At 33.4% G+C, this 21,787-nt stretch carries 16 protein-coding genes; all 16 read right to left on the reverse strand.

The features are described from left to right. Positions 1 to 193: 193 nt before the first annotated feature. The 16 genes from queA to ACNRYB_RS02455 all read right to left on the reverse strand — a co-directional run bounded on the left by queA (position 194) and on the right by ACNRYB_RS02455 (position 21,564). A complete protein-coding gene (gene queA, locus ACNRYB_RS02380) occupies positions 194 to 1,243 on the reverse strand; it encodes a tRNA preQ1(34) S-adenosylmethionine ribosyltransferase-isomerase QueA (RefSeq protein WP_008465005.1) in 1,050 nt (349 codons plus the stop codon). A 413-nt stretch (positions 1,244 to 1,656) separates the two neighbouring features. Next, positions 1,657 to 2,886 (reverse strand): 3-phosphoshikimate 1-carboxyvinyltransferase, encoded by a 1,230-nt coding sequence (locus ACNRYB_RS02385; RefSeq protein ID WP_129746510.1) that lies wholly within the window; start codon positions 2,884 to 2,886, stop codon positions 1,657 to 1,659. Positions 2,887 to 3,020: 134 nt separating this feature from the next. Beyond that, positions 3,021 to 3,347, reverse strand: coding sequence for a nucleotide pyrophosphohydrolase (locus ACNRYB_RS02390; protein WP_012022600.1), 327 nt, complete (start codon positions 3,345 to 3,347; stop codon positions 3,021 to 3,023). Positions 3,348 to 3,591: 244 nt separating this feature from the next. After that, on the reverse strand, positions 3,592 to 5,616 hold the full coding sequence (locus tag ACNRYB_RS02395; RefSeq protein WP_473729122.1) for a transglutaminase domain-containing protein: 2,025 nt from the start codon (positions 5,614 to 5,616) through the stop codon (positions 3,592 to 3,594). A gap of 33 nt (positions 5,617 to 5,649) precedes the next feature. Beyond that, positions 5,650 to 7,557, reverse strand: a complete 1,908-nt coding sequence (locus ACNRYB_RS02400) for a DUF3857 domain-containing protein (RefSeq protein WP_473729123.1) — start codon at positions 7,555 to 7,557, stop codon at positions 5,650 to 5,652. Between the two features lie 64 nt (positions 7,558 to 7,621). Beyond that, positions 7,622 to 8,074 (reverse strand): D-aminoacyl-tRNA deacylase, encoded by a 453-nt coding sequence (gene dtd / locus ACNRYB_RS02405; RefSeq protein WP_129746513.1) that lies wholly within the window; start codon positions 8,072 to 8,074, stop codon positions 7,622 to 7,624. A 101-nt stretch (positions 8,075 to 8,175) separates the two neighbouring features. Beyond that, positions 8,176 to 9,153, reverse strand: a complete 978-nt coding sequence (gene rsgA / locus ACNRYB_RS02410; RefSeq protein WP_473729124.1) for a ribosome small subunit-dependent GTPase A — start codon at positions 9,151 to 9,153, stop codon at positions 8,176 to 8,178. A 308-nt stretch (positions 9,154 to 9,461) separates the two neighbouring features. Further along, a complete protein-coding gene (locus ACNRYB_RS02415) occupies positions 9,462 to 10,544 on the reverse strand; it encodes a bifunctional 3-deoxy-7-phosphoheptulonate synthase/chorismate mutase type II (RefSeq protein ID WP_026728420.1) in 1,083 nt (360 codons plus the stop codon). A 12-nt stretch (positions 10,545 to 10,556) separates the two neighbouring features. Beyond that, positions 10,557 to 11,414, reverse strand: a complete 858-nt coding sequence (locus tag ACNRYB_RS02420) for a prephenate dehydrogenase (RefSeq protein WP_129746516.1) — start codon at positions 11,412 to 11,414, stop codon at positions 10,557 to 10,559. A 116-nt stretch (positions 11,415 to 11,530) separates the two neighbouring features. Continuing rightward, positions 11,531 to 12,676, reverse strand: a complete 1,146-nt coding sequence (locus ACNRYB_RS02425) for a pyridoxal phosphate-dependent aminotransferase (protein ID WP_473729125.1) — start codon at positions 12,674 to 12,676, stop codon at positions 11,531 to 11,533. A 177-nt stretch (positions 12,677 to 12,853) separates the two neighbouring features. Continuing rightward, a complete protein-coding gene (locus ACNRYB_RS02430) occupies positions 12,854 to 13,693 on the reverse strand; it encodes a prephenate dehydratase (protein ID WP_129746518.1) in 840 nt (279 codons plus the stop codon). 451 nt (positions 13,694 to 14,144) lie between these two features. After that, positions 14,145 to 15,308 carry a DUF1501 domain-containing protein gene (locus tag ACNRYB_RS02435; RefSeq protein WP_129746519.1) on the reverse strand — a complete coding sequence of 388 codons (1,164 nt, stop codon included), beginning with the start codon at positions 15,306 to 15,308 and terminating at the stop codon, positions 14,145 to 14,147. 12 nt (positions 15,309 to 15,320) lie between these two features. Continuing rightward, positions 15,321 to 16,718, reverse strand: coding sequence for a DUF1800 domain-containing protein (locus tag ACNRYB_RS02440; RefSeq protein WP_473729126.1), 1,398 nt, complete (start codon positions 16,716 to 16,718; stop codon positions 15,321 to 15,323). Positions 16,719 to 16,960: 242 nt separating this feature from the next. Next, positions 16,961 to 17,803, reverse strand: a complete 843-nt coding sequence (gene dinD / locus ACNRYB_RS02445) for a DNA damage-inducible protein D (RefSeq protein ID WP_473729127.1) — start codon at positions 17,801 to 17,803, stop codon at positions 16,961 to 16,963. Positions 17,804 to 17,929: 126 nt separating this feature from the next. After that, positions 17,930 to 20,323 carry a ribonucleoside-diphosphate reductase subunit alpha gene (locus tag ACNRYB_RS02450; RefSeq protein ID WP_129746521.1) on the reverse strand — a complete coding sequence of 798 codons (2,394 nt, stop codon included), beginning with the start codon at positions 20,321 to 20,323 and terminating at the stop codon, positions 17,930 to 17,932. 263 nt (positions 20,324 to 20,586) lie between these two features. After that, a complete protein-coding gene (locus ACNRYB_RS02455; protein WP_066033454.1) occupies positions 20,587 to 21,564 on the reverse strand; it encodes a ribonucleotide-diphosphate reductase subunit beta in 978 nt (325 codons plus the stop codon). Positions 21,565 to 21,787: the final 223 nt, after the last annotated feature.

Below are 21,787 nucleotides of genomic sequence, written 5' to 3' on the forward strand. Positions count from 1 at the left end.
TTTTTGTTTTGGATGCTAAAATAACACCTTTTGAAATATTTCGATTAAATTTAACAAGTTTACTTTTTAGTCACAGTTTTCAGTCTCAGTCTCAGTATTCAGACTGTGACTGAAAACTGTGACTGAGACTGAAAATAAAAAGACCCGACAAGTTTAAAAAACTCGTCGGGTCTTTTTATATAATAAGTTCCGATTAAAGAATTAACATCGCATCTCCGTAAGAATAGAATTTGTATCCTTCTTTGATTGCTTCTTCGTATGCTTTTTTCATTAAATCGTGACCACAGAAAGCAGAAATCATCATTAATAATGTTGATTTTGGCGTGTGGAAGTTTGTAATCATACAGTTTGCAATACTGAAATCGTGAGGAGGGAAAATAAATTTATTTGTCCATCCTTCGTAAGGATTCAAAGTATTTGCAGAAGAAACAGAACTTTCAATTGCACGCATAGAAGTTGTTCCTACAGCACAAATACGTTTTTTCTTTGCTTTTCCTTCGTTTACAATATCACAAGCTTTTTGTGTAATGATTAATTCCTCAGAATCCATTTTGTGTTTAGATAAATCTTCAACCTCAACTGGATTAAAAGTTCCTAAACCTACGTGCAAAGTTACCTCAGCAAAGTTCACTCCTTTGATTTCTAATTTTTTCAAAAGGTGTTTAGAGAAGTGTAAACCAGCAGTTGGTGCCGCTACAGCTCCTTCTTCTTTTGCGTAGATTGTCTGATATCTTTCAGCGTCTTCTGGAGTAACGTCTCTGTTGATGTATTTAGGAATTGGAGTTTCTCCAAGTTCAGTCAATTTGTTTCTGAATTCTTCATAAGAACCATCGTATAAGAAACGTAAAGTTCTTCCACGAGATGTTGTATTGTCAATTACCTCAGCAACTAACGAATCGTCGTCTCCAAAATAAAGTTTGTTACCAATACGGATTTTTCTGGCAGGATCTACTAAAACGTCCCATAAACGTTGCTCTGAATTTAATTCTCTTAATAAGAAAACCTCAATTCTAGCTCCAGTTTTTTCTTTGTTCCCATACAAACGAGCAGGGAAAACTTTTGTATTGTTAAGAATTAAAACGTCTCCGTCATCAAAATAGTTGATCACGTCTTTAAACATTTTATGTTCGATAGTGTTTTTTTTACGGTCAATTACCATTAAGCGAGATTCGTCTCTGTTTTCTGCTGGAAATTCAGCCAAAAGTTCTTTCGGTAAGTTGAAATTGAAGTGTGATAATTTCATATTTGAATTGTTGATTTTAGAGTGTAGCTTTTAGATTTGTTTATCTAAAATTTTAAATCGGATGCAAATATACGATTGTGAGATAGGCGTTGTCAAGTGTTTTGGCTTTTATTTTCAAAAGCCCTTGATTTTGTGAGGTTTCACGAACCATTAAAAATGTATTTTTTTCTATAAAAAACATTTTCAACATATTATTGTCATTTCGACGAAGGAGAAATCTTCGCCAGAAACTCGACAAAGATTAGATTTTGATTGCGGAGCTACTTGCGAAGATTTCTCCTTCGTCGAAATGACAAACTTTGCGATTATATTCAAACTAGGACATAAAAAAACCTCTGGTTAAAACCAGAGGCTATGTCTTATTATGCTTTAATTTAAATGAACTTATATTTTCTTATATGGTTCAAAAAAAATTACAATTCTGAAATTTGAAAGTTTAAAGTTTTTAAATCATTCCAGAAATCTGGATATGATTTTGAAACTACTCCAGCATCTTCTATAATAATTGGAACTTTTATTGCTAATGGCGCAAATGCCATTGCCATACGATGATCGTTATATGTTCCGATTTTTACATCGTGATTTATATTATCAGATTTTATTAAAGTCAAGCTGTCATTAGTTACAGAAATATTCGCTCCTAATTTAGTAAGTTCTATTTTAAGTGCTTCTAATCGGTCGGTTTCTTTAATTTTTAAAGTATGAAGACCTGTCAAATGACATCCAATTCCTAAACCTAAACAAGTAACTACAATAGTCTGAGCAATATCTGGCGTATTGTTCAATTCGAAATTTACATCTTGATAATTGAAACCTGCTACTTTTTCCAAAGTCATTTTATTGTTTTGGAAAGTCGTTTTCACTCCCATTTTTTCATACAGCGAAACTAATTCCGAATCTCCCTGAAGGCTGTTTTCTTTATAACTGCTCAAAGTTATTTTAGCAGATTCAGATAAAGCAACCAAACTAAAGAAATAAGAAGCCGAACTCCAATCTGATTCTACCACCATTTCTTTTGACTCTACAAATTGTTTTGGATAAACTTTAATTACGTTTCCTTGAAAACTTGTTTGTATGTCTAAATCTTTTAGCAAAGCCAAAGTCATTTTGATATATGGAATCGAAGTAATTTCTCCTTCTAAAGTCAGCTCTAAACCATTTTCTAATTTTGAAGCTACAAGCAAAAGTGCCGAAATATATTGGCTGCTCACATTTGCTGCCAAAGTAACTTTTGAAGCCGTAACTTTTTTTCCTTTAATTCTGATTGGCGGATAGCCTTCTTCTTTTTCATAAGAGATTTCAACTCCCAATTGTCTTAAAGTATCAACCAAGATTTTGATTGGGCGTTCTTGCATTCTGCTCGAACCTGTCATAACTACTTCTCTGCCTTCGTTTACAGCAAAATAAGCAGTCAAGAAACGCATTGCAGTTCCGGCGTGGTGAATATCTACGATTTCATCATTTCCTATTAATGCTTTCTGCATTACTTCACTGTCGTCTGAGTTTGAAGTATTGGCTAAAGTAATGTTTGGGAATAATGCTTTTAGAAGCAATAAACGGTTTGTTTCACTTTTAGAACCGGTGATATTTAGTTGCGAATCATCAATGGTGAATGGTGAATTCGTGCTTAATTTTAAATTCATTTTTTTAATTGTAAGTTGTGAATTATGAATTATGAATGATTAGAAACATAATTCAGCCCCGCAATTTACCACTCCCCATTCATAATTCAAAATTGAAAACTCATAATTCAAAACTTATGAGAGATATTTCACAATTATTTCAATTTATCATTGTTTTTGTGACGATCTTTATCTCTAACCGATTTTAAATCCATTTTTTTGTCAAAAGCAGCTTGCAAATCTATTCCTGTTTGATTCGCCAGACAAAGGACAACGAAAACAACATCTGCCAATTCTTCACCTAAATCTTTGTTTTTATCACTTTCTTTCTCAGATTGTTCTCCGTAACGACGGGCAATAATTCTGGCAACTTCACCAACCTCTTCTGTTAGTTGTGCCATATTTGTCAATTCGTTAAAATAGCGAACTCCGTGTTCCTTTATCCAAGTATCAACATCTAGCTGTGCATTTTTCAAATCCATCTTCTATATCTTTTTAAGAATTATTTTTTCATTTTGGCTTACGATCATCTTCTGAAAAAACTCTTTTATCATTCCGTAATCCTCAGCTGCAAAAATACTATTGTTGATTTCTTTTTCGCTCACAATTTGAATTTTGTTTTCTGTAACTGAAAAATAAATTCCCTTTTTAAATAAAATAGCAGCTTATTCGCTGCTATTTTTAAGTTGACTTTCTCATTTAATTTTGAAGAAATCTCGGCATAATTTAAATACGTTTTAAAACGATTTTTTCTGTTTCTTTAGCAATCATTGTCTTGTAATATTCTTTCAGCATATCATACTTTTCAGCAGAAACAATGGCTTCATTTATCTGATGCAAAATAGACAATTGTAAAGTATCTCCATTAGCTAGAATATTGAACTTAAAAGATCCCAAATTATCTTCCATCGTTACAGCCGCTGGAGCTGGCAATGTTTCAACTGCAAATCCTTCTGGAATTTTAATTGTGATATTATATTTATCCGAAAAAGGATAACTAAAATCGACCGGATATTCTCGCACTTCTTGTCTAAAAGGATTTTTATCGTTGGTAAAAAACAGCATCGGATTTACATATATTTTGTCGCCAATCAACTCGCACAGATTATTTCCTGTAAAAGAATACGTTTCTATAATAGGAAGAAGTATATCTTTTTCATTCGTTTTTGAATATTCACTAATTTCTATTTTATTATTTTGATTTTCTAGTTTTTCTAAATATTCCTCTTCTTTTAAACTTTCAATATTACTTCGTGTGATCATTGCATTATAATCCATGCATTGTCTTCTTGTTTTACCTGTAATTTTACCAGTACTATCAATACTATAATTCATGAAAACATTGTCTGCCGAAGTTTTTTCTGGCATTAAATTAATTTCTTCTGATGATCCATCTTTTCTAATCAATCTTCCCGACCAGTTTAAAACTCTAAGCGGTAAAATATTTGGAGTTGAAAATTTTTCGGAAGCATCTAATAAAATATATCCGTTTGGTGTTTCTACAGCCGTAATTACATAATTAAACGCTGTTCTGTTAGGAAAAAGCGCAATTCCGTTAGAACGCGTGCTCACCAAAACCGGATTTGCCATTAAACCAGAATAACGAAGCATTGCTGTAAGCATCAAATTAATGTCGGCAATATTTCCTGTTTTTTCTTTGTAGGCTTTCTTTACACCATTGTCACAGCTATAACCTGTATAACTATTCCATTTCACGTTTGATTTTACATGATTAAAAATCGCCCAAATTTTCTCTTCTGGTGTTTTTGTTTCGGCAAGAAGTTTTTTCAGGTCGTCTTCAAAATATCCTGTTTTATTTAATTCTGGACCAAAATCTTCATAATCATAAATTGTTTTCACAACTGAATTCCAATCTGTAGAAAGCTGTTTTATAGGTTTGTTTGGAAATCTCGTCATTGACAATTCATGTGAAACCGATGACATGTAGTTTTCTATATTATTTACATACGATTCATCTTTCATTGCTGCAAAATTTTCTGCAGTATAAGTAGTTTGAGTCTCTATATATTCAATTTTATCTTGATAAAATTCGGTCTTTGTTGCTCCACCTCCAAGGCCTCCTGTATTGTATCTTTCTTTTGAGTTTATAATGAATGATTTGTTAGATTTTTCAGATACTACCTTAGGAAAAACATACCCTTTTTGGGCTGGAGTAAAAACAAAATATTCAGGGACATATGTTTTAAATTCTGAATAATTTACTGGAATACTTGTTTGAAAATCCCAATCGCGAATAAGTACATCTGGACTTCTAACGCTGTATTTGAATTCTATAACGGAACCTTCTTTAACATTCGGCATCGTGATTTTCTTCTGGCTTCTAAATTTACTTACTGTCTCATCAAATACTCCATCACTTTTCAGTTTTGTAGCTTCAATTTTACCCCCTACCAAATTATACGTTACAGCATCACTTACCGATACTTTCTCTTTAAAATCAGTACCGTAGTAATACCAAATTGCCTCATTGGCCCAATTATATCCTTCTTTTTTATAGATTTTAATACGGGTTTCAACATCCAAATAAGTTACAAATCCTGTGTTTTGATCGTAGTCTATTCTTGCCTTTCCTCTTTTGTATAAAATGGCAGCGGCAGCAGATGAATCTTTTGGATGTACTTTCTGTTCAAGTTCTGCAACAGACACTTTTCCTAGTTTAAATTCCTGAGAAATCGATTTTGAGCCGATCAACAAAATCACAGTGAGGCTAAATAATTTAATAATTTTCATTGGTAATTTTTGGTTTATTTTAGTTTACAATTGTTAGTTTTTGGTTAGGACTATTTTGGCATTGTCGTTTCTTGAAACTTGTTCCATAAATAAACGGTATTCATCATATTCTTTGTTAGAATATTTTCCTTTGTTCAGAAACATAGATCTCTTATAGGTTAGTTTGTTATTGTCTTTTTTAACGATTTCGGTTTTGTACTCGCCAAATTTCCCTTTCAACTCATAATTAGATGGCAGAAATTCGATGCTATAACCATCAGGAAGATTGATCTCAATTTCATCTGTATCTAAATAGCCACGCTGAATTTGAAATGGATTTTTGCGGTTTCGGACTCGTTTTATATTTCCTGTATATTGATTAAAAGCATCAACCACGAAAATCATTTTATTACCCGTCAACGTTCCATAATTTGTTGCGCTTAACTGAACATCTTCAGTAAAACGAATATTCTCTTTATCGTTTGTAAAAGTAATTTTACCCAATTTTAAGTTGTTGATATTATCCCAATACTCTTTGTAATGTTCTTCTTTTTCGTTTGGCTGCATGGTTTCTACTCGAGATTTAGATGCATATTGACTTCCTTGTGATGCAATTTTTAATGTTCCTGAGAAATTTCCAGATCCATCAATTGTGTAAGTTCCTTTTCCATCTTGGATATTTCCTCGATCGTCGTAGATTTTAGTGCGAACAATTTCTCCTCCTTCTGGTTTTACAACCAAAACATCGCGATCATCTGTAAAAACACCTTGATATCCAAACGGATCATCTTGACTTGTACATTCTAACCAGATATAATTATTCTGGTTTGGAACTGCTAAAATCATGTGGTTTCCTTGCATCGAAACAAAATCAGCTTGAATATCTGACTTGTAGCGATCTCCATATAAAATAGTATTGTAAGACGGGACGTCTACAACCTCCAAAAGTGCTTTTGTATAATTTGATAATGCTTTACAGTCTCCATAACCTAAGCGATCTACATCGCTGGCCAGCATTGGTTTCCATCCGCCAATTCCAACAGCAATATTTACATATCTGGATTTCTTTTGAACATAATCATAAATAATCTTTGCTTTCTTAACGGGATCTTTTTCATTCCCAACCAAAGCTTTGATTTTTGCTTTTGTCTCTTCTGGCAAAATGGTAGTTCCTGTTAGGATTTTTTCTCCATACCATTTACCAAATGCTTCCCATGTTGTAGCTTTTCCATCAACTCCTTCTAGGTGAAAATTCTCTAATCCCATCATGACTTTAGGAAAAAGGTCTGCTGGATTAGGACTAAGATCTTCTTGTTTTTGAGCAATAAGATTGGTAGCTGAATAACTTAGTTTGGTATCTGTTTCTTCTGTCTTTTTAATATTGAAACCATTAAATCGGAACTCTTTCTTTTTAAAGCCCAATTCTTTTGGAAAAGTAACATTCAAAACACATTTTTCTACACTTAAGTAATAACCGCCTAAAAAATACCATTGTGGTATAAATGCGGTATTCGAAGTTTCAACTTCGCATGTATAAACAATAGTAAAAGGATATGAAATTGGAGTATAATCTAAATAAAGCACACGGTTATCTGAAAAAAGAGTACTGCCACTTACAGCGCTTTGATCTCTAAAATCTTTTCGCTTGATTTTTTTAATTTCGTTTCCAAATGCGTCATAAACAATCGCTTCAATATTTTTGATTGAAGTTGTTTTATCATAATGACTATAGGCGTCAATATCATTTAGTCCTTTATCATTTAAAACAGAAACTATTCTTTGCGTTTTGATATTCATGCTTCTTTGCGAAGCGATAACGATATCCATCTGGTCTAATCGAAGGACTGCATTGGCATTTTGCTTAAGACTATCGGGTATTGATAGTATAGAATAATCGCTCTTTTGAGCAGAAGAATTAACAAGAAATAAGAAAAAAAAGAATGCGCAAAAGAGTTTTTTCATTAGTAGGTATTTTCGTCAAATATATATTTTTTTGCGAAATCCTTAACAAATGTTTAATAATATTTTACTCCTTGTTTTTACTATCCATGACAATAGTTACAGGCCCATCATTTAGTAGATTTACTTTCATATCTGCACCAAAAATTCCGGTTTGCACTTTTTTACCAAATTCTTTTTCTATCGATTTTACAAAGTTTTCGTAAGTCGGAATTGCAAAATCTGGTTTTGAAGCTTTTATGTAAGAAGGACGATTTCCTTTTTTTGTTGATGCATGAAGTGTAAACTGACTCACAACAATAATATCACCATCAATATCCTGAACCGAACAATTCATAACATCATTTTCATCACCAAAGATTCTCATTTTTATGATTTTTCCAGCAAGCCAATCAATGTCTTCCTGCGTATCAGCATCTTCTATTCCGACTAAAACCAGTAAACCTTTTTTAATATCTGCAACAATATTAGAATCGACAGTTACAGATGCTTCGGAAACTCTTTGAAGAACGATTTTCATTTAATGATTAATTGTAAATTATTATTTATTGATTTTTTATTTAGAAGTTATAATTATTGAACTCTTTAAGTTAATCATAATTAACCATTCACAATTCATAATTACTTACGTGTTTCATCACTCGCGGCGCGATCTTCACCATACGTATCTGTACGATAATGTTCTTCATCACCTTCTAAGATTTTAAGATAACTATTGTAACGTGACCAAGCAATTTCGTCTTTTTCCAAAGCAGCTTTTATAGCGCAATGCGGTTCTTCTTTGTGTAAACAATTGTTAAACTTACATTGATCTTTTAATTTGAAGAATTCTGGAAAATAGCCACTAATTTCTGATGGTTCCATATCTACGATTCCGAAACCTTTAATTCCAGGTGTATCTATAATTCGGGCATCAAAAGACAAATCATACATTTCAGCAAAAGTAGTTGTGTGCTGACCTTGCTTGCTTTGTTCTGAAATCACGGAAGTTTTTAAATGAAGACTTGGTTCCATTGCATTTACCAAAGTTGATTTCCCAACTCCAGAATGTCCAGAAAACATGCTTACTTTTCCAATCATCATTTCTTTCAGCTTGTCAACGCCTTGGTTTTCTGTTGATGAAATTCGAAGACATTTATATCCAATTTCAGAATAAATATGTTGCAGATAAAGCTGATCATCTAAAGTTTGATCATTTAAAGTATCGATTTTATTGAAAACAAGAATAGCCTCAATTCCGTATGCTTCAGCCGTAACCAAAAAACGATCAATAAAACTTGTCGTCGTCGGCGGATTATCAATTGTAATCAATAAGAAAACCTGATCGATATTAGAAGCAATAATATGAATCTGCTTAGACAAGTTAACTGATTTACGAACGATATAGTTTTTTCTTTCGTGAATATTATGAATCGTTCCCGTAACAGCATCCGAAGTTTCATCCAACTCATAATCGACTATATCGCCTACAGCAATAGGATTGGTACTTTTTATACCTTTTATTCTGAATTTCCCTTTCATACGGCATTCCACAAAATCTCCTTTTTCAGATTTTACGGTATACCAGCTTCCTGTAGATTTATATACGGTTCCTGTCATTCAATTCAAATTGTTGATTTTAGATTTCTGATTTTAGTTTTTAGCCTAAATCCCTGCAAAGATAAATGAATAATTTTAAACATAGCCCAAGGTTTCAACCTTGAGAGATAAAGATTGGGATAGAGATTGCGTTCCCAAGGTTGAAACCTTGGGCTATGTTTTAAAAACAAAAATCCCCATCGCTTCTTTCAAAGTAATAGGGATTTTTAAAAAACAATCTATTTTCAAATAATGCTATAAGAAAATTTTGAAATACTATTTCATAAAACTTAAATTATCTTATATCACTTATATGTTTGAAAAGAAAATTATGCGTTGAAAATTTTCTCTTGATGACCGATACTTTCTTGGTGAATTGCTTTGAACATTCTTAAAACGAATTCTTCAGTAAGACCTTTTTTCTCACCTTCTAAAATCATTTTTCCTAAGATTTCGTTCCAACGGTTGTTTTGAAGAATCGCAACGTTAGCGTCTTTTTTCACCTGACCGATTTCATCAGCTACTTTCATACGTTTTCCTAATAACTCTAATAAGTTAGCATCCAAAACATCGATGTTAGCTCTTAATTTTTTCATTTTTTGGCTGTACTCATCTGTAGTATCATCCGTTTTTCTGATAGTCAAATCTTTAATGATTTGTTTCAAAGCATCTGGAGTTACTTGCTGAGCCGCATCAGACCAAGCGTTGTCTGGATCAATATGAGTTTCGATAATCATACCGTCGTAGTTCAAATCTAAGGCCTCTTGAGTTACTTCGAAAATCATTTTACGATCTCCAGTAATGTGAGATGGGTCGATGATTAATGGTAAATCAGGGAATTTATTTTGCAATTCGATAGCAATCTGCCACTCTGGAATGTTTCTGTATTTTGTTTTTTCGTAAGTAGAGAAACCTCTATGAATAACACCTAATTTCTCGATACCTGCCATGTGTAAACGCTCAACACCACCTAACCATAAAGCTAAATCTGGGTTTACAGGGTTTTTCACCAAAACAATTTTATCAGTTCCTTTTAAAGTATCAGCAATTTCTTGAACCGCGAAAGGATTTGCTGTTGTACGTGCACCAACCCATAATACGTCAATATCGTGTTCTAAAGCTAGTTTACAGTGAGCCGCAGTTGCCACTTCAGTACCCATTAATAAACCAGTTTCAGCTTTAGCTTTTTGCAACCATTTTAATCCAATTTCACCAACACCTTCAAATCCTCCCGGACGAGTTCTTGGTTTCCAGATTCCAGCTCTGAATACGCTTACTTTTGAATCTTTTAATTCGTGAGCGATTTTCAAAACCTGATCTTCAGTTTCTGCACTACAAGGTCCAGCTATCACAAGTGGGTGATTTAAATTGAAATCTTCTAACCACTTTCTCATTTCTTTCTTATTTTCCATCGTTTTTATAGTTTACTTTTTTATAGTTATTCCGTTTAATATTTCTCTAATTTTATTTACGCCTTCCATTTCTTCAAAAATGGCGTTGTAATTATCGTCTGCCAGCAAATCTCTAAACTGAGTTAAATTTGCGATATAACCTTCTAAGGTTTCCAGAACGTATTCTTTGTTTTGTTTAAAAATTGGTGTCCACATTGCAGGTGAACTTTTTGCCAAACGAACAGTGCTTTCAAATCCACTTCCCGCCATATCAAAAATATCCTGTTCGTCTTTTTCTTTGTTCATTACTGTTTTTCCAAGCATAAACGAACTAATGTGCGATAAATGCGAAACGTAAGCAATGTGTTTATCGTGCGAAACGGGATCCATATATCGAATTCTCATTCCGATTGAAGTAAAAAGATTTAATGCTTTTTCTTGCAATTTAAAAGCCGTCTTTTCTACCTCACATATAATATTTGTTTTCCCTTGAAACAAACCTCTTATTGCTGCCGATGGCCCCGAAAACTCTGTTCCTGCAATTGGGTGCGTAGCAATAAAATTTCTTCTTTTCGGGTGATTGGCTACTGCTTCACAAATTGGCTTTTTCGTCGATCCTACTTCAAAAACAATTGTTTTATCTCCTACCTCGTCCAAAACTTTAGGCAAAACCGTCAGCGCTACATCTACAGGAACCGAAACAATTACAAAATCGGCTTTTTGCAAATCTTCAAAACTTCCCGCTTCATCAATAACTCCAAGATCAATTGCTTCCTGCAAATGTTTTTCGTTATTATCGATTCCTAAAATAGTAGCATCAGGATAACGCCCTTTGATGTCCAACACCATCGAACCGCCTATTAATCCTATTCCTATTACGTATACTTTCATATTTTTTTAAAAATTTCAAGTCTTAAAATTCCAAATTCCAATTAAATGGCTTCGACTTCGCTCAGCCTGACAATCTGGATAAAAGTCTTGATTCTTGCTTCTAAAATCTTAATACTCTAAAATCGATCAATCGCTTCTTGTACTTTTTCTTCTTTTACACACAATGAGAATCTGATATATCTTTCGCCGTTGCTTCCGAAAATGGTTCCCGGCGTAATGAAGATATGTTTCTCATATAATATTTCGTCAATGAACTTCTCTGCTGAATCTATTCCTTCCGGAAGTTTAGCCCAGACAAAAAGCCCAACTCCTTCTTTATATACTTTACAGTTTAACTTTTCAGCTAATTTCTCCGTTAATTCTCTTCGGCGTCTGTAAATTTTGTTTTGGTCTTCGAACCAAGATTTATCACATTTTAACGCTGCAATTGCACCTTTTTGAATCCCATAATACATTCCGCTGTCCATGTTGCTTTTAACTTTTAGAACCGCATCGATAATTTCAGGATTTCCTAAAACCATTCCGACTCTCCAGCCAGCCATGTTGAATGTTTTACTTAGCGAATTCAATTCTAAAGCCACATCCTTCGCTCCTTCAACTTGCAACAAACTCATCGGATTATCATTCAAAACAAAACTGTACGGATTGTCGTTGATCAATAATATATTGTGTTTTTTAGCAAAAGCTACCAATTTTTCAAATAACGCTAAACTTCCTCTCGCTCCTGTTGGCATGTGCGGATACCCCAGCCACATAATTTTTACTTTCGAAAGATCTAATTTTTCTAAAACTTCAAAATCTGGTTCCCATCCGTTTTCTTCTTTTAAATCATAATAAACCGGAACTGCCTGAACCAAATTGGTTACCGAAGTATAAGTTGGATAACCTGGATTCGGAATTAAAACGTGATCGCCTTCATTTAAAAATGCTAACGAAATGTGCATAATTCCTTCTTTTGAGCCCATCAATGGTAAAATCTCATTATTAGGATTCACTTCAACACCAAACTGATCTTTATAAAAATCTGCCATCGCCTGCCTCATTTCTGGTAATCCCTGATAGCTTTGATAACCATGCCCGTTTTCGTCTTGAATTGCTGCAGCTACTGCTTCAATTACTGCTTTTGACGGACTCAAATCAGGGCTTCCAATTCCCATATTGATGATCGATTTTCCTTCAGACATCAACTGACGAACTTCTCTTAGTTTTGATGAGAAGTAGTATTCTTCAACTGTGTCTAATCGTTTTGCTGTTGTAATCATTGTTTTATTGCTTTATATTTTGCTTTAGGCTTTAGGCCGTAAGCTTTATGCTTTTCTTTTTTGACTTGTCATCCTGAGCGAAGTCGAAGGGCTTTCCAATTGGAACCTGGGCTTCGACTCCGCTCAGCCTGACAATCTAAAATCTTAATTCGTTAATCTTCAATCTAAAATCAACTTTTAAGACTCACTTAAAGGTTTTGTATTTTTATATTCTCCCAATACTTTAAAATACTCTGCCATAATGTTTAATAACGTTTTGGCTTTTGCAAAATCTTCGTATTTCTCGAATGTTACGTCTACGAAGAATGAATATTTCCAAGGTGTTTCAATTTTTGGAAGCGACTGGATTTTTGTCAAATTCAGTTTGCAGTCGCTCATTACATTTAAAACTGCCGCTAAGCTTCCTCTTTTGTGATCCAATTCAAATTTTACAGAGGCTCTGTTGATTTCGCTTTCCGGCAAAAATGAATTTTGCTTTTTGATGATTACGAAACGTGTCATATTGTTTTTGATCGTTTGAATCGATGATGCAATAATATCAAGATCGTACATTTCAGAAGCGGTTACACTTGCTATTGCCGCAATTCCAGTCAACTGTTTTTCTTGAATTCTTCTAGCTGTTTCAGCTGTATCTTTATCCTCAACCAATTTGATATTTGGATATTGTTTCAAGAAATCCATACACTGCAAAAGTGCCATTGGATGCGAATGAACTTCTTTTATATCTTCAATTTTCTGGCCTTTTAAAGCCATTAAATTCTGCTGAATGTTTAAATAATGCTCTCCAATTATGTGCAGATTGTTCTTGTCAATCAAAGCATAATTCGGAATAATTGGCCCTGCAATCGAGTTTTCAATCGCCATTACAGCCTGATCAGATTTTCCGGCAATAAGGCTGTCGATCAATTCTTCAAAAGACAAACATTCATCAATATCCACATTTTCAGCGAAATACTCTTTCACAACCTGATGATGAAATGATCCTTTAATACCTTGTATTGCAATTTTCGTTGTCATATAGTCAAAAAAAAATCCTGATTTGCATCAGGATTGTATATTAGTTTTATTTGTCTTAAAATTTTTCTCAAATAACCATAGCACAATCCTGACTTCTACTAAAGAAGAAATAAAAATTGTTGCTAAAATAAAAACGGTTAGTTGCCATTTTGTTTGTGTTATTTTGTAAATTCTTTGCGAATGTATAAATTATTTTTAGTGCGCCAAAAAAAAGATTGCATTTTATGAAACAAAAAAGGATTTCTTAACAAATTTAGCAGGTTTTGTATGATAATATAAAAAAAACGGCTTAAAATGAGAATATTAAAATGAGTTTCTGAGGTTCTAAGATGCTAAGCTTCTAAGTTTTTTCGCCACGAATTCACGAATTAGCGCAAATCTTTATGCATATTTAATTCAAATTTCACAGATTTTAAAAATAAAAACCCGTGAATTCGTAGCTATCTTTCACTCAAAACAATCCAGAAACAGGTTTATTCATAATTCCGATTTTAGCATAATCGAAATTCATTTTCTCTTTCAATAAAGATGCATACACACTTCTAAAATCTATTTCATATTTTAAATCGCCGTTATCTAAGTCTGCGAGATTTGGATTTTTACCTAAAATTGTGCCTTTGTTATTTCCTCCAATGACAAACATTGGCGCCGCAGTTCCGTGATCGGTTCCGTTGCCGTTGTCTTTTACTCTTCGTCCAAATTCTGAGAAAACTACTATTGTGACATTCTGCAATAATTGTGACTGTTTTAAATCGGAATAAAAACTATATAATGAATCGTTTAAATCCGTTAATTTTTTTTCGTGAATCGCGAGTTGATTATCGTGTGTATCAAATCCGTTTAATGAAGTATAATATACTTTTGAATTTAGGTTTCCTTTTATCAATCTCGCAATCCATTCTAAGTTTTTAGATAATTCTGTTTTTGGATAACTGATTTCGGTTTTGGATTTTGCCAAAGCTTTCTGGATTTCATCAGAGCCTTCAGTAACCGAATTGGCAATTTTTCGAACAAAATCCAAATGCGGATTCTGAGATAAAGTCACATTTTCTTCTTTTGATTTGACTTTAAATCGGTTTGGATCTTTTACGGTTATAAAATTAGGTTCAACTCCTTTTAAAGCCAAATTGTCAATCGAATCTAAATTTATTCCCGCTGTTGCATGATGTCCGTTGCATTGCAAATCCAGAAATCTTCCGAGCCAGCCTTCGTTTATATATTTATTAGAATCTGTTGCAGTCTGCCAAATTTCTTGGCTTCTAAAATGCGAACGAATAGGTTCTGGATAACCCACATTCTGAATTACCGTTAAATCTCCGTTTTGCTGCATTTGGGCAAAATCTTTTAGTGAAGGATGAAATGCCATTCCTTTGTTCTTTCCGACAACCAAATCTTTATTTAATGCAATCTTCGTTCTCAAATCATAATACAATGGATCATCATATGGAATAAAGGTATTTAAACCATCATTTCCGCCATTCAGCTGTACAAAAACGACACATTGTTCTCCCACAACCAAATTGTTCTGAGAACCAAAAGCGTGTAAAAAATCAGGAAGCACAAGTAATCCGCCTGTGAAAGTTCCTGTCAATGTTAGAAAATTTCTTCTGTTCATGATTCCTGCTTTTTAGATTAATTGATATTCTGGAAGTTTTGTGATGTAATTAAACACTCGAACAACAGCAAAATCAGCATGCGGATCTTTGGGATCAAAATCGTATTTCAAAAGATTTTCCATGTCTTTTTGAGCCGAATCGCTAACGGTAAATAATAATCGGTCTGACAATTCCGAAATAATAGTTTTATTATTTCCATCCGAATCAAAAGCGACTTTTACGGCAACTTTTTCATATTCCGATTTTTCTTTTTCAACTCCGTTCATCATCGTTTTCAAAATCTTTCGATTCAGACTTTTTCCGCTGCATAATAAATCGGCTGTATTGTTTCTTTGAAGATAAATTTGCGACGTCAGCCAGGAATTTCCACCGTCCCAACCTTTTACATTAACCTGATTGTACAAATCCATTCCTTGCTGTTTTATGAATGCCATAATTGCGGCATCGTTCACATTCTCCATCTGCAATTCGTCACAAAGCTGTAAAATATAAACCAGCGGATTTTTGATTTTACTTCCAGAATTTTCTTTTTTAAATTCTTCCGTAAAGATTTTAGTCAATAAAGGTTCGATCTCAAACTTTTGCTTTCGGAAATAATCGCCATAATAAACTACTAAATCTTCGGGCGGATTATCATAAATAAACCATTTCAGGATTTTTTGGGTAATGAGATACGGAATGTTTTTTTGTTCGAAAATAATATCAACCAGATCATCTGACTTCCAATTTCCAGTTTTTCCGAAGTAAATTTTATCGCTATTGTCTTCAATATTTTTTCTGTAAACTGCACCATCATCTCCAATATTTAAACCTGCTAAAGCTTTTGCACCGTTTTTTATATCATCTTCGGTATAATTCTCAATTCCGATTGTAAATAGTTCCAATAATTCACGACTTAAATTTTCGTTGACTTTCCCCTTTTTATTATCGCCATTATCCAGATACCGAACCATAGCATTTGATTTCAGAATCTGTTTGGTTAATTCTTTAAAATTGCCAAAAGCATTTTCGCGCAAAATCATATTGTGCTGGTAAATCCAGTAATTGATTTTTACTTTTTGGGAGGTCGAAACAAAATGATTGTGCCAGAAACAAACCATATTTTCACGAAGCGGGAATTCATCGTTTCTCATTTTAGAAATCCACCATTTTTTGAATTCGGCAGTTGCTTGATTTTCTTTTTTCTGAATTTCCTTTTTGGTTTCGGGGTCTGAAGTTTTGATGATTTCTCGAACTTGTTTCAACTCTAAAGTAGTTTTAGGCTGATCTTGAAGAAAGCCTGGAATTTCTTTGTCAAACTTCGAATTATAAGATTGCTTTAGAAATTTTTCTAAGCCGAGTTTTTCAATTTTTGAAGCTTGTTTTCCTGAAAAACCTAATCGTAAGGACCAAAGACTGCTTTTTTTCATCGTTCAGAAATTATTACAATAAGACTTGATTCTCTTTAAAAGGTTTAAAAGAGAAAATTCTGAGTTACTTAGTTACTAAGATGCTAAGTTTTAAAAGTCTTTGGTATTAATTAGAACGTGGAATTTTTTGAGAAATATTATTTTTTCAGTAAAAACAAAAAAAGCAGTTATCATTACAATAACTGCTTTTCAACTTTTAAAGATTCTAATTCCAAAAAAATATTTTAAATAACCTCGAACAATTAGCTCAATTTATCAGGATTCTTTTCAATACTTTTAGTATCTGAATTAACTCTTCTCTCCAACTTCTTTATATCTTCTTCTGCTGGTAAATTTTCAGGAACAATTTTTCTATCTAATAATAATTTTCTAACTCCTTTATTATTTTTAATATGTTCAGAAGAAATACTCATCTCATTTGACAAACCTTTATCTTTAGTATTGAAAACAGTAATTTCGGTTGCAAAATCTTTTGCTTTTATAACAATTGTTGGTAAAAAATCCGCTAATGGCCTACTTTCGGGAACACCAAGCTTCTTTTTCATTTGCAAAGTATTTTTACCTCCAAACAATGCCTGATCCCCTTTACTTCTAATTATTCCAAAGTTTTTATCATTCCCCGTTTTTTCAAAAATAAGCTCTGACAATTCTTTTTCAGATAATGTAAGTTTCTGTCTTGCATTTAATCTTTCCCAATCATCAATTCTTTTAGCTATTTCCTCAAACTTTCTTGTTTGAATTGCAAAATAATTTTGCGCAAATGCAATTGGCTCTTTCCTCGGATCTCCATTTTGAGCAATTAGATAACATGCATACCTTGTAAGCATTATATCATCAATTTCACGTTCGCTTCCAGAACCAATAACAACCATTTTGTTGACGTCAACAAAATGGTCTAACACTAGATGTCCCGTGATCTCACAAGATGTTTTTGCTTTTAAAATAACTTTATTAAAATTTCTCCATTCTGAATAACCAAGCAGATGCTGAATATCTCTAGCAAACCAAAATTCTATACCCGTTTCAGTTTTTTGAGAATGATCTTCAAAATCATTAGTTAAACTTTCAATTAATTCATTTTTCATTTAATCTTATCTTTTAAATTAAAAAAGGAAGTTAAAATATGATTTAACTTCCTCTTATTATTTAGCAAATGTAGATATTTTCTTTCAATTTTGACAGATTATAACTTATCAATTAAATTCCATTTATTAAGACCCACACATCTCACAATCCTCAGGATCTGCCGCTTGCGCTTTTAAAAGCATTGCTTTGTAATCCTCAACACTGATTGATTCAGTTTCCTGAACTAATGATGGAGCTGTTTCCTCTTTTTTATCGTTGTTTAATGTGAATTTAATCGCATCTACAGCCGCTTTTGTTCTCAAGTAGTACATTCCTGTTTTTAAACCAGATTGCCAAGCGTAGAAGTGCATTGACGTCAATTTAGAATAGTTTGCATCCTGCATGAACAAGTTCAACGATTGAGACTGGTCAATGAAATATCCTCTTTGACGAGACATATCGATAATATCTTTCATCGACATTTCCCAAACTGTTTTATAAAGATCTTTTAAGTCTTGCGGAATGATATTAATGTTTTGAACAGATCCATTATGACGCATAATTTCTTGTTTCAAATCTTCGTTCCATAAACCTAATTTTACTAAATCTTCTAGTAAATGTTTGTTTACTACAATGAACTCTCCAGATAATACACGACGTGTGTAAATATTTGAAGTATATGGTTCGAAAGCTTCATTGTTTCCTAAGATTTGAGAAGTCGATGCGGTTGGCATTGGTGCAACCAATAATGAGTTACGAACTCCATGCTCTACCACTTCTTTTCTTAATGAAGCCCAATCCCAACGACCAGATAATTCTTCATCTTTCAATCCCCACATGTTGTATTGGAATTCTCCTTGTGACATTGGCGATCCTTCGAAAGTTGAATATGGTCCTTCTTCTTTTGCCATTTCCATAGAAGCGGTTACAGCAGCGAAATATAAAGTTTCGAAAATTTCTTGGTTTAATTTTTTAGCCTCATCACTTGTAAACGGCATACGCAACATAATGAAAGCATCTGCCAAACCTTGCACTCCCAATCCAACTGGACGGTGGCGCATGTTTGAGTTTTCAGCTTCTTGTACTGGATAGTAGTTTCTGTCGATTACTTTGTTCAAGTTGCGAGTTACACGTTTTGTAACATTGTAAAGAGATTCGTGGTTGAATTCTCCGTTTTCAACGAACATCGGCAATGAGATTGAAGCTAAGTTACAAACTGCAATTTCATCTTTAGATGTAAACTCCATAATCTCTGTACACAAGTTAGAAGAACGGATTGTTCCTAAATTCTTGTGGTTCGATTTACGGTTTGCTGCATCTTTGTACAACATATATGGTGTTCCAGTCTCGATTTGAGATTCTAGGATTTTCTCCCATAATTCACGAGCACGGATTGTTTTTCTTCCTTTTCCTTGCGCTTCATATCCTGTATACAAAGCTTCAAATTCGTCTCCGTAAACATCATATAAACCTGGACATTCATTTGGACACATTAAAGTCCATGGCCCATCTTCTTGAACACGTTTCATGAACAAATCTGAAGTCCACATTGCAAAGAATAAATCTCTTGCACGCATTTCTTCTTTTCCGTGGTTTTTCTTTAAATCCAAGAAATCGAAAATATCAGCATGCCAAGTTTCGATATAAATAGCAAAACTTCCTTTACGTTTTCCACCTCCTTGATCTACATAACGTGCTGTGTCGTTGAAAACTCTCAACATCGGAACAATTCCGTTTGAAGTTCCGTTTGTACCGCGAATGTAAGACCCAGTCGCACGAACGTTATGAATAGAAAGTCCGATTCCTCCCGCTGACTGCGAAATTTTAGCTGTTTGTTTTAATGTATCATAAATACCGTCGATACTGTCTTCCTGCATTGCCAAAAGGAAACAAGATGACATTTGAGGTTTTGGAGTTCCCGCATTGAACAAAGTTGGCGTTGCGTGCGTAAAGAACTTTTTAGACATTAAATCATAAGTTTCAATAACTGATTTCAAATCGTCTAAGTGAATACCAACAGAAACACGCATTAACATGTGCTGCGGACGCTCAACGATTTTTCCGTTTATTTTAAGAAGATAAGAACGCTCTAAAGTTTTGAAACCAAAATAGTCGTAATTAAAATCTCTTGTATAAATGATATGAGAATCTAAAAAAGCAGCGTTTTCTTGGATCACTTTGTAAACATCATCAGCAATTAATGGTGCATCTTGACCATTTCTTGGGTTTACGTAGTGATACATATCTTTCATCGTTTCTGAGAAAGATTTTTTGGTATTTGAATGAAGGTTAGAAATTGCTACACGAGCTGCTAATTGAGCATAATCAGGATGCGCAATTGTCATAGAAGCCGCCGTTTCTGCTGCAAGATTATCCAATTCAGAAGTCGAAACCCCATCATACAATCCTTCGATAACTCTCATGGCTACCTTTACTGGATCTACGAGCTCATTCAAGCCGTAACACAATTTTTTGATTCTTTCTGTAATCTTATCAAACATTACGGGCTCTCTGTGGCCATCTCTTTTTACTACATACATAAGCTTACCTTTTATGGTTATTGAAAAAATTAAAGTAACTAGAAAACGAATTCCAGCACTTAAACATTGCGTGTTTTTAAATTAATTTTAGAGAATTACCAAATTCTCAATAGTTACCAGTTTCAAATTCGAAAATCGAATTTAAATGCGTCAAAAATTGCTATTGAACCTGCGACTTGGGGAAAGAGGCTCAACCTTTAAAAATAATCTGTAATCTTTTTTTAGTGTCTCTAGAAGATAGACGCTAAAATATTTTTTGTTGTCTAAAAATCTGCATCGAATGAAATTTTTTGAGCATCGCTGTCATTGTTCATCACACCTGACTTTTGATACTCTGCAACACGTTTTTCAAAGAAATTAGTTTTTCCTTGAAGAGAAATCATGTCCATGAAATCGAATGGATTCGCAGATCCGTAAACACGCTCACAACCTAACTCTACTAAAAGTCTATCGGCAACAAACTCTAAGTACTGTGTCATTAAAGTCGCGTTCATACCAATTAAGCTTACTGGAAGAGATTCAGTAATAAATTGTCTTTCGATATCTAAGGCATCGACAATAATTTCTTTGATTCTTTCTTTTGGCACTTTGTTTACCAAATGGTGATTATGCAAGTGAACAGCAAAATCACAGTGTACGCCTTCGTCACGAGAAATCAATTCATTTGAGAAAGTTAAACCTGGCATTAAACCACGTTTTTTTAACCAATAAATTGAACAGAAAGCTCCTGAGAAAAAGATTCCTTCAACTGCAGCAAAAGCAATAAGTCTTTCAGCAAACGAATCTGACTCGATCCATTTTAAAGCCCATTCTCCTTTTTTAGCAATAGCCGGGAAAACTTCTAAAGCATTAAACAATTCTGTTTTCTCAGCTTCATCTTTAACGTAAGTGTCAATTAATAAAGAATAAGTTTCGCTGTGAATGTTTTCCATCATAATTTGGAAGCCATAGAAAAACTTCGCTTCAGCATATTGAACTTCGTTTACAAAGTTCTCAGCCAAATTTTCATTTACGATTCCATCAGAAGCTGCAAAGAATGCTAATATATGTTTAATGAAATATCTTTCATCGTCATTCAGTTTGTTATTCCAATCTGTCAAATCTTGGTGCAAATCGATTTCTTCAGCAGTCCAGAAACTAGCTTCCATTTTTTTATACCATTCCCAAATATCATGATGTTTGATAGGAAAAATAACGAAACGATTTTTATTTTCTTGTAAGATTGGTTCTACTTGAGACATGACAATTTTTGTTTAATTTTTATACCGAATTTTTTGCTAATTCAATAGACTACAAAGATTGTCAATTAACGCCAAAAATGAAAGTCAAACTTATTCACAATTTGCTGTAGTTTTTAACAACGTTAATTTTTTGAAACATTTTTCATACAATAATTAATTTACTGTAAATGAAATATTTAAAGCCAATAATCATACCTGAAAGCCCCGTAAAATATAGACTTTT

The organism is Flavobacterium sp. CR10, assembly GCF_055814415.1.

Bases quoted from the DNA above. Each gene is read 5' to 3' on its own strand.
- queA (WP_008465005.1), bottom strand. From the start codon at position 1,243: ATGAAATTATCACACTTCAATTTCAACTTACCGAAAGAACTTTTGGCT.
- ACNRYB_RS02385 (WP_129746510.1), bottom strand. From the start codon at position 2,886: ATGAATTTAAAATTAAGCACGAATTCACCATTCACCATTGATGATTCG.
- ACNRYB_RS02390 (WP_012022600.1), bottom strand. From the start codon at position 3,347: ATGGATTTGAAAAATGCACAGCTAGATGTTGATACTTGGATAAAGGAA.
- ACNRYB_RS02395 (WP_473729122.1), bottom strand. From the start codon at position 5,616: ATGAAAATTATTAAATTATTTAGCCTCACTGTGATTTTGTTGATCGGC.
- ACNRYB_RS02400 (WP_473729123.1), bottom strand. From the start codon at position 7,557: ATGAAAAAACTCTTTTGCGCATTCTTTTTTTTCTTATTTCTTGTTAAT.
- dtd (WP_129746513.1), bottom strand. From the start codon at position 8,074: ATGAAAATCGTTCTTCAAAGAGTTTCCGAAGCATCTGTAACTGTCGAT.
- rsgA (WP_473729124.1), bottom strand. From the start codon at position 9,153: ATGACAGGAACCGTATATAAATCTACAGGAAGCTGGTATACCGTAAAA.
- ACNRYB_RS02415 (WP_026728420.1), bottom strand. From the start codon at position 10,544: ATGGAAAATAAGAAAGAAATGAGAAAGTGGTTAGAAGATTTCAATTTA.
- ACNRYB_RS02420 (WP_129746516.1), bottom strand. From the start codon at position 11,414: ATGAAAGTATACGTAATAGGAATAGGATTAATAGGCGGTTCGATGGTG.
- ACNRYB_RS02425 (WP_473729125.1), bottom strand. From the start codon at position 12,676: ATGATTACAACAGCAAAACGATTAGACACAGTTGAAGAATACTACTTC.
- ACNRYB_RS02430 (WP_129746518.1), bottom strand. From the start codon at position 13,693: ATGACAACGAAAATTGCAATACAAGGTATTAAAGGATCATTTCATCAT.
- ACNRYB_RS02435 (WP_129746519.1), bottom strand. From the start codon at position 15,308: ATGAACAGAAGAAATTTTCTAACATTGACAGGAACTTTCACAGGCGGA.
- ACNRYB_RS02440 (WP_473729126.1), bottom strand. From the start codon at position 16,718: ATGAAAAAAAGCAGTCTTTGGTCCTTACGATTAGGTTTTTCAGGAAAA.
- dinD (WP_473729127.1), bottom strand. From the start codon at position 17,803: ATGAAAAATGAATTAATTGAAAGTTTAACTAATGATTTTGAAGATCAT.
- ACNRYB_RS02450 (WP_129746521.1), bottom strand. From the start codon at position 20,323: ATGTATGTAGTAAAAAGAGATGGCCACAGAGAGCCCGTAATGTTTGAT.
- ACNRYB_RS02455 (WP_066033454.1), bottom strand. From the start codon at position 21,564: ATGTCTCAAGTAGAACCAATCTTACAAGAAAATAAAAATCGTTTCGTT.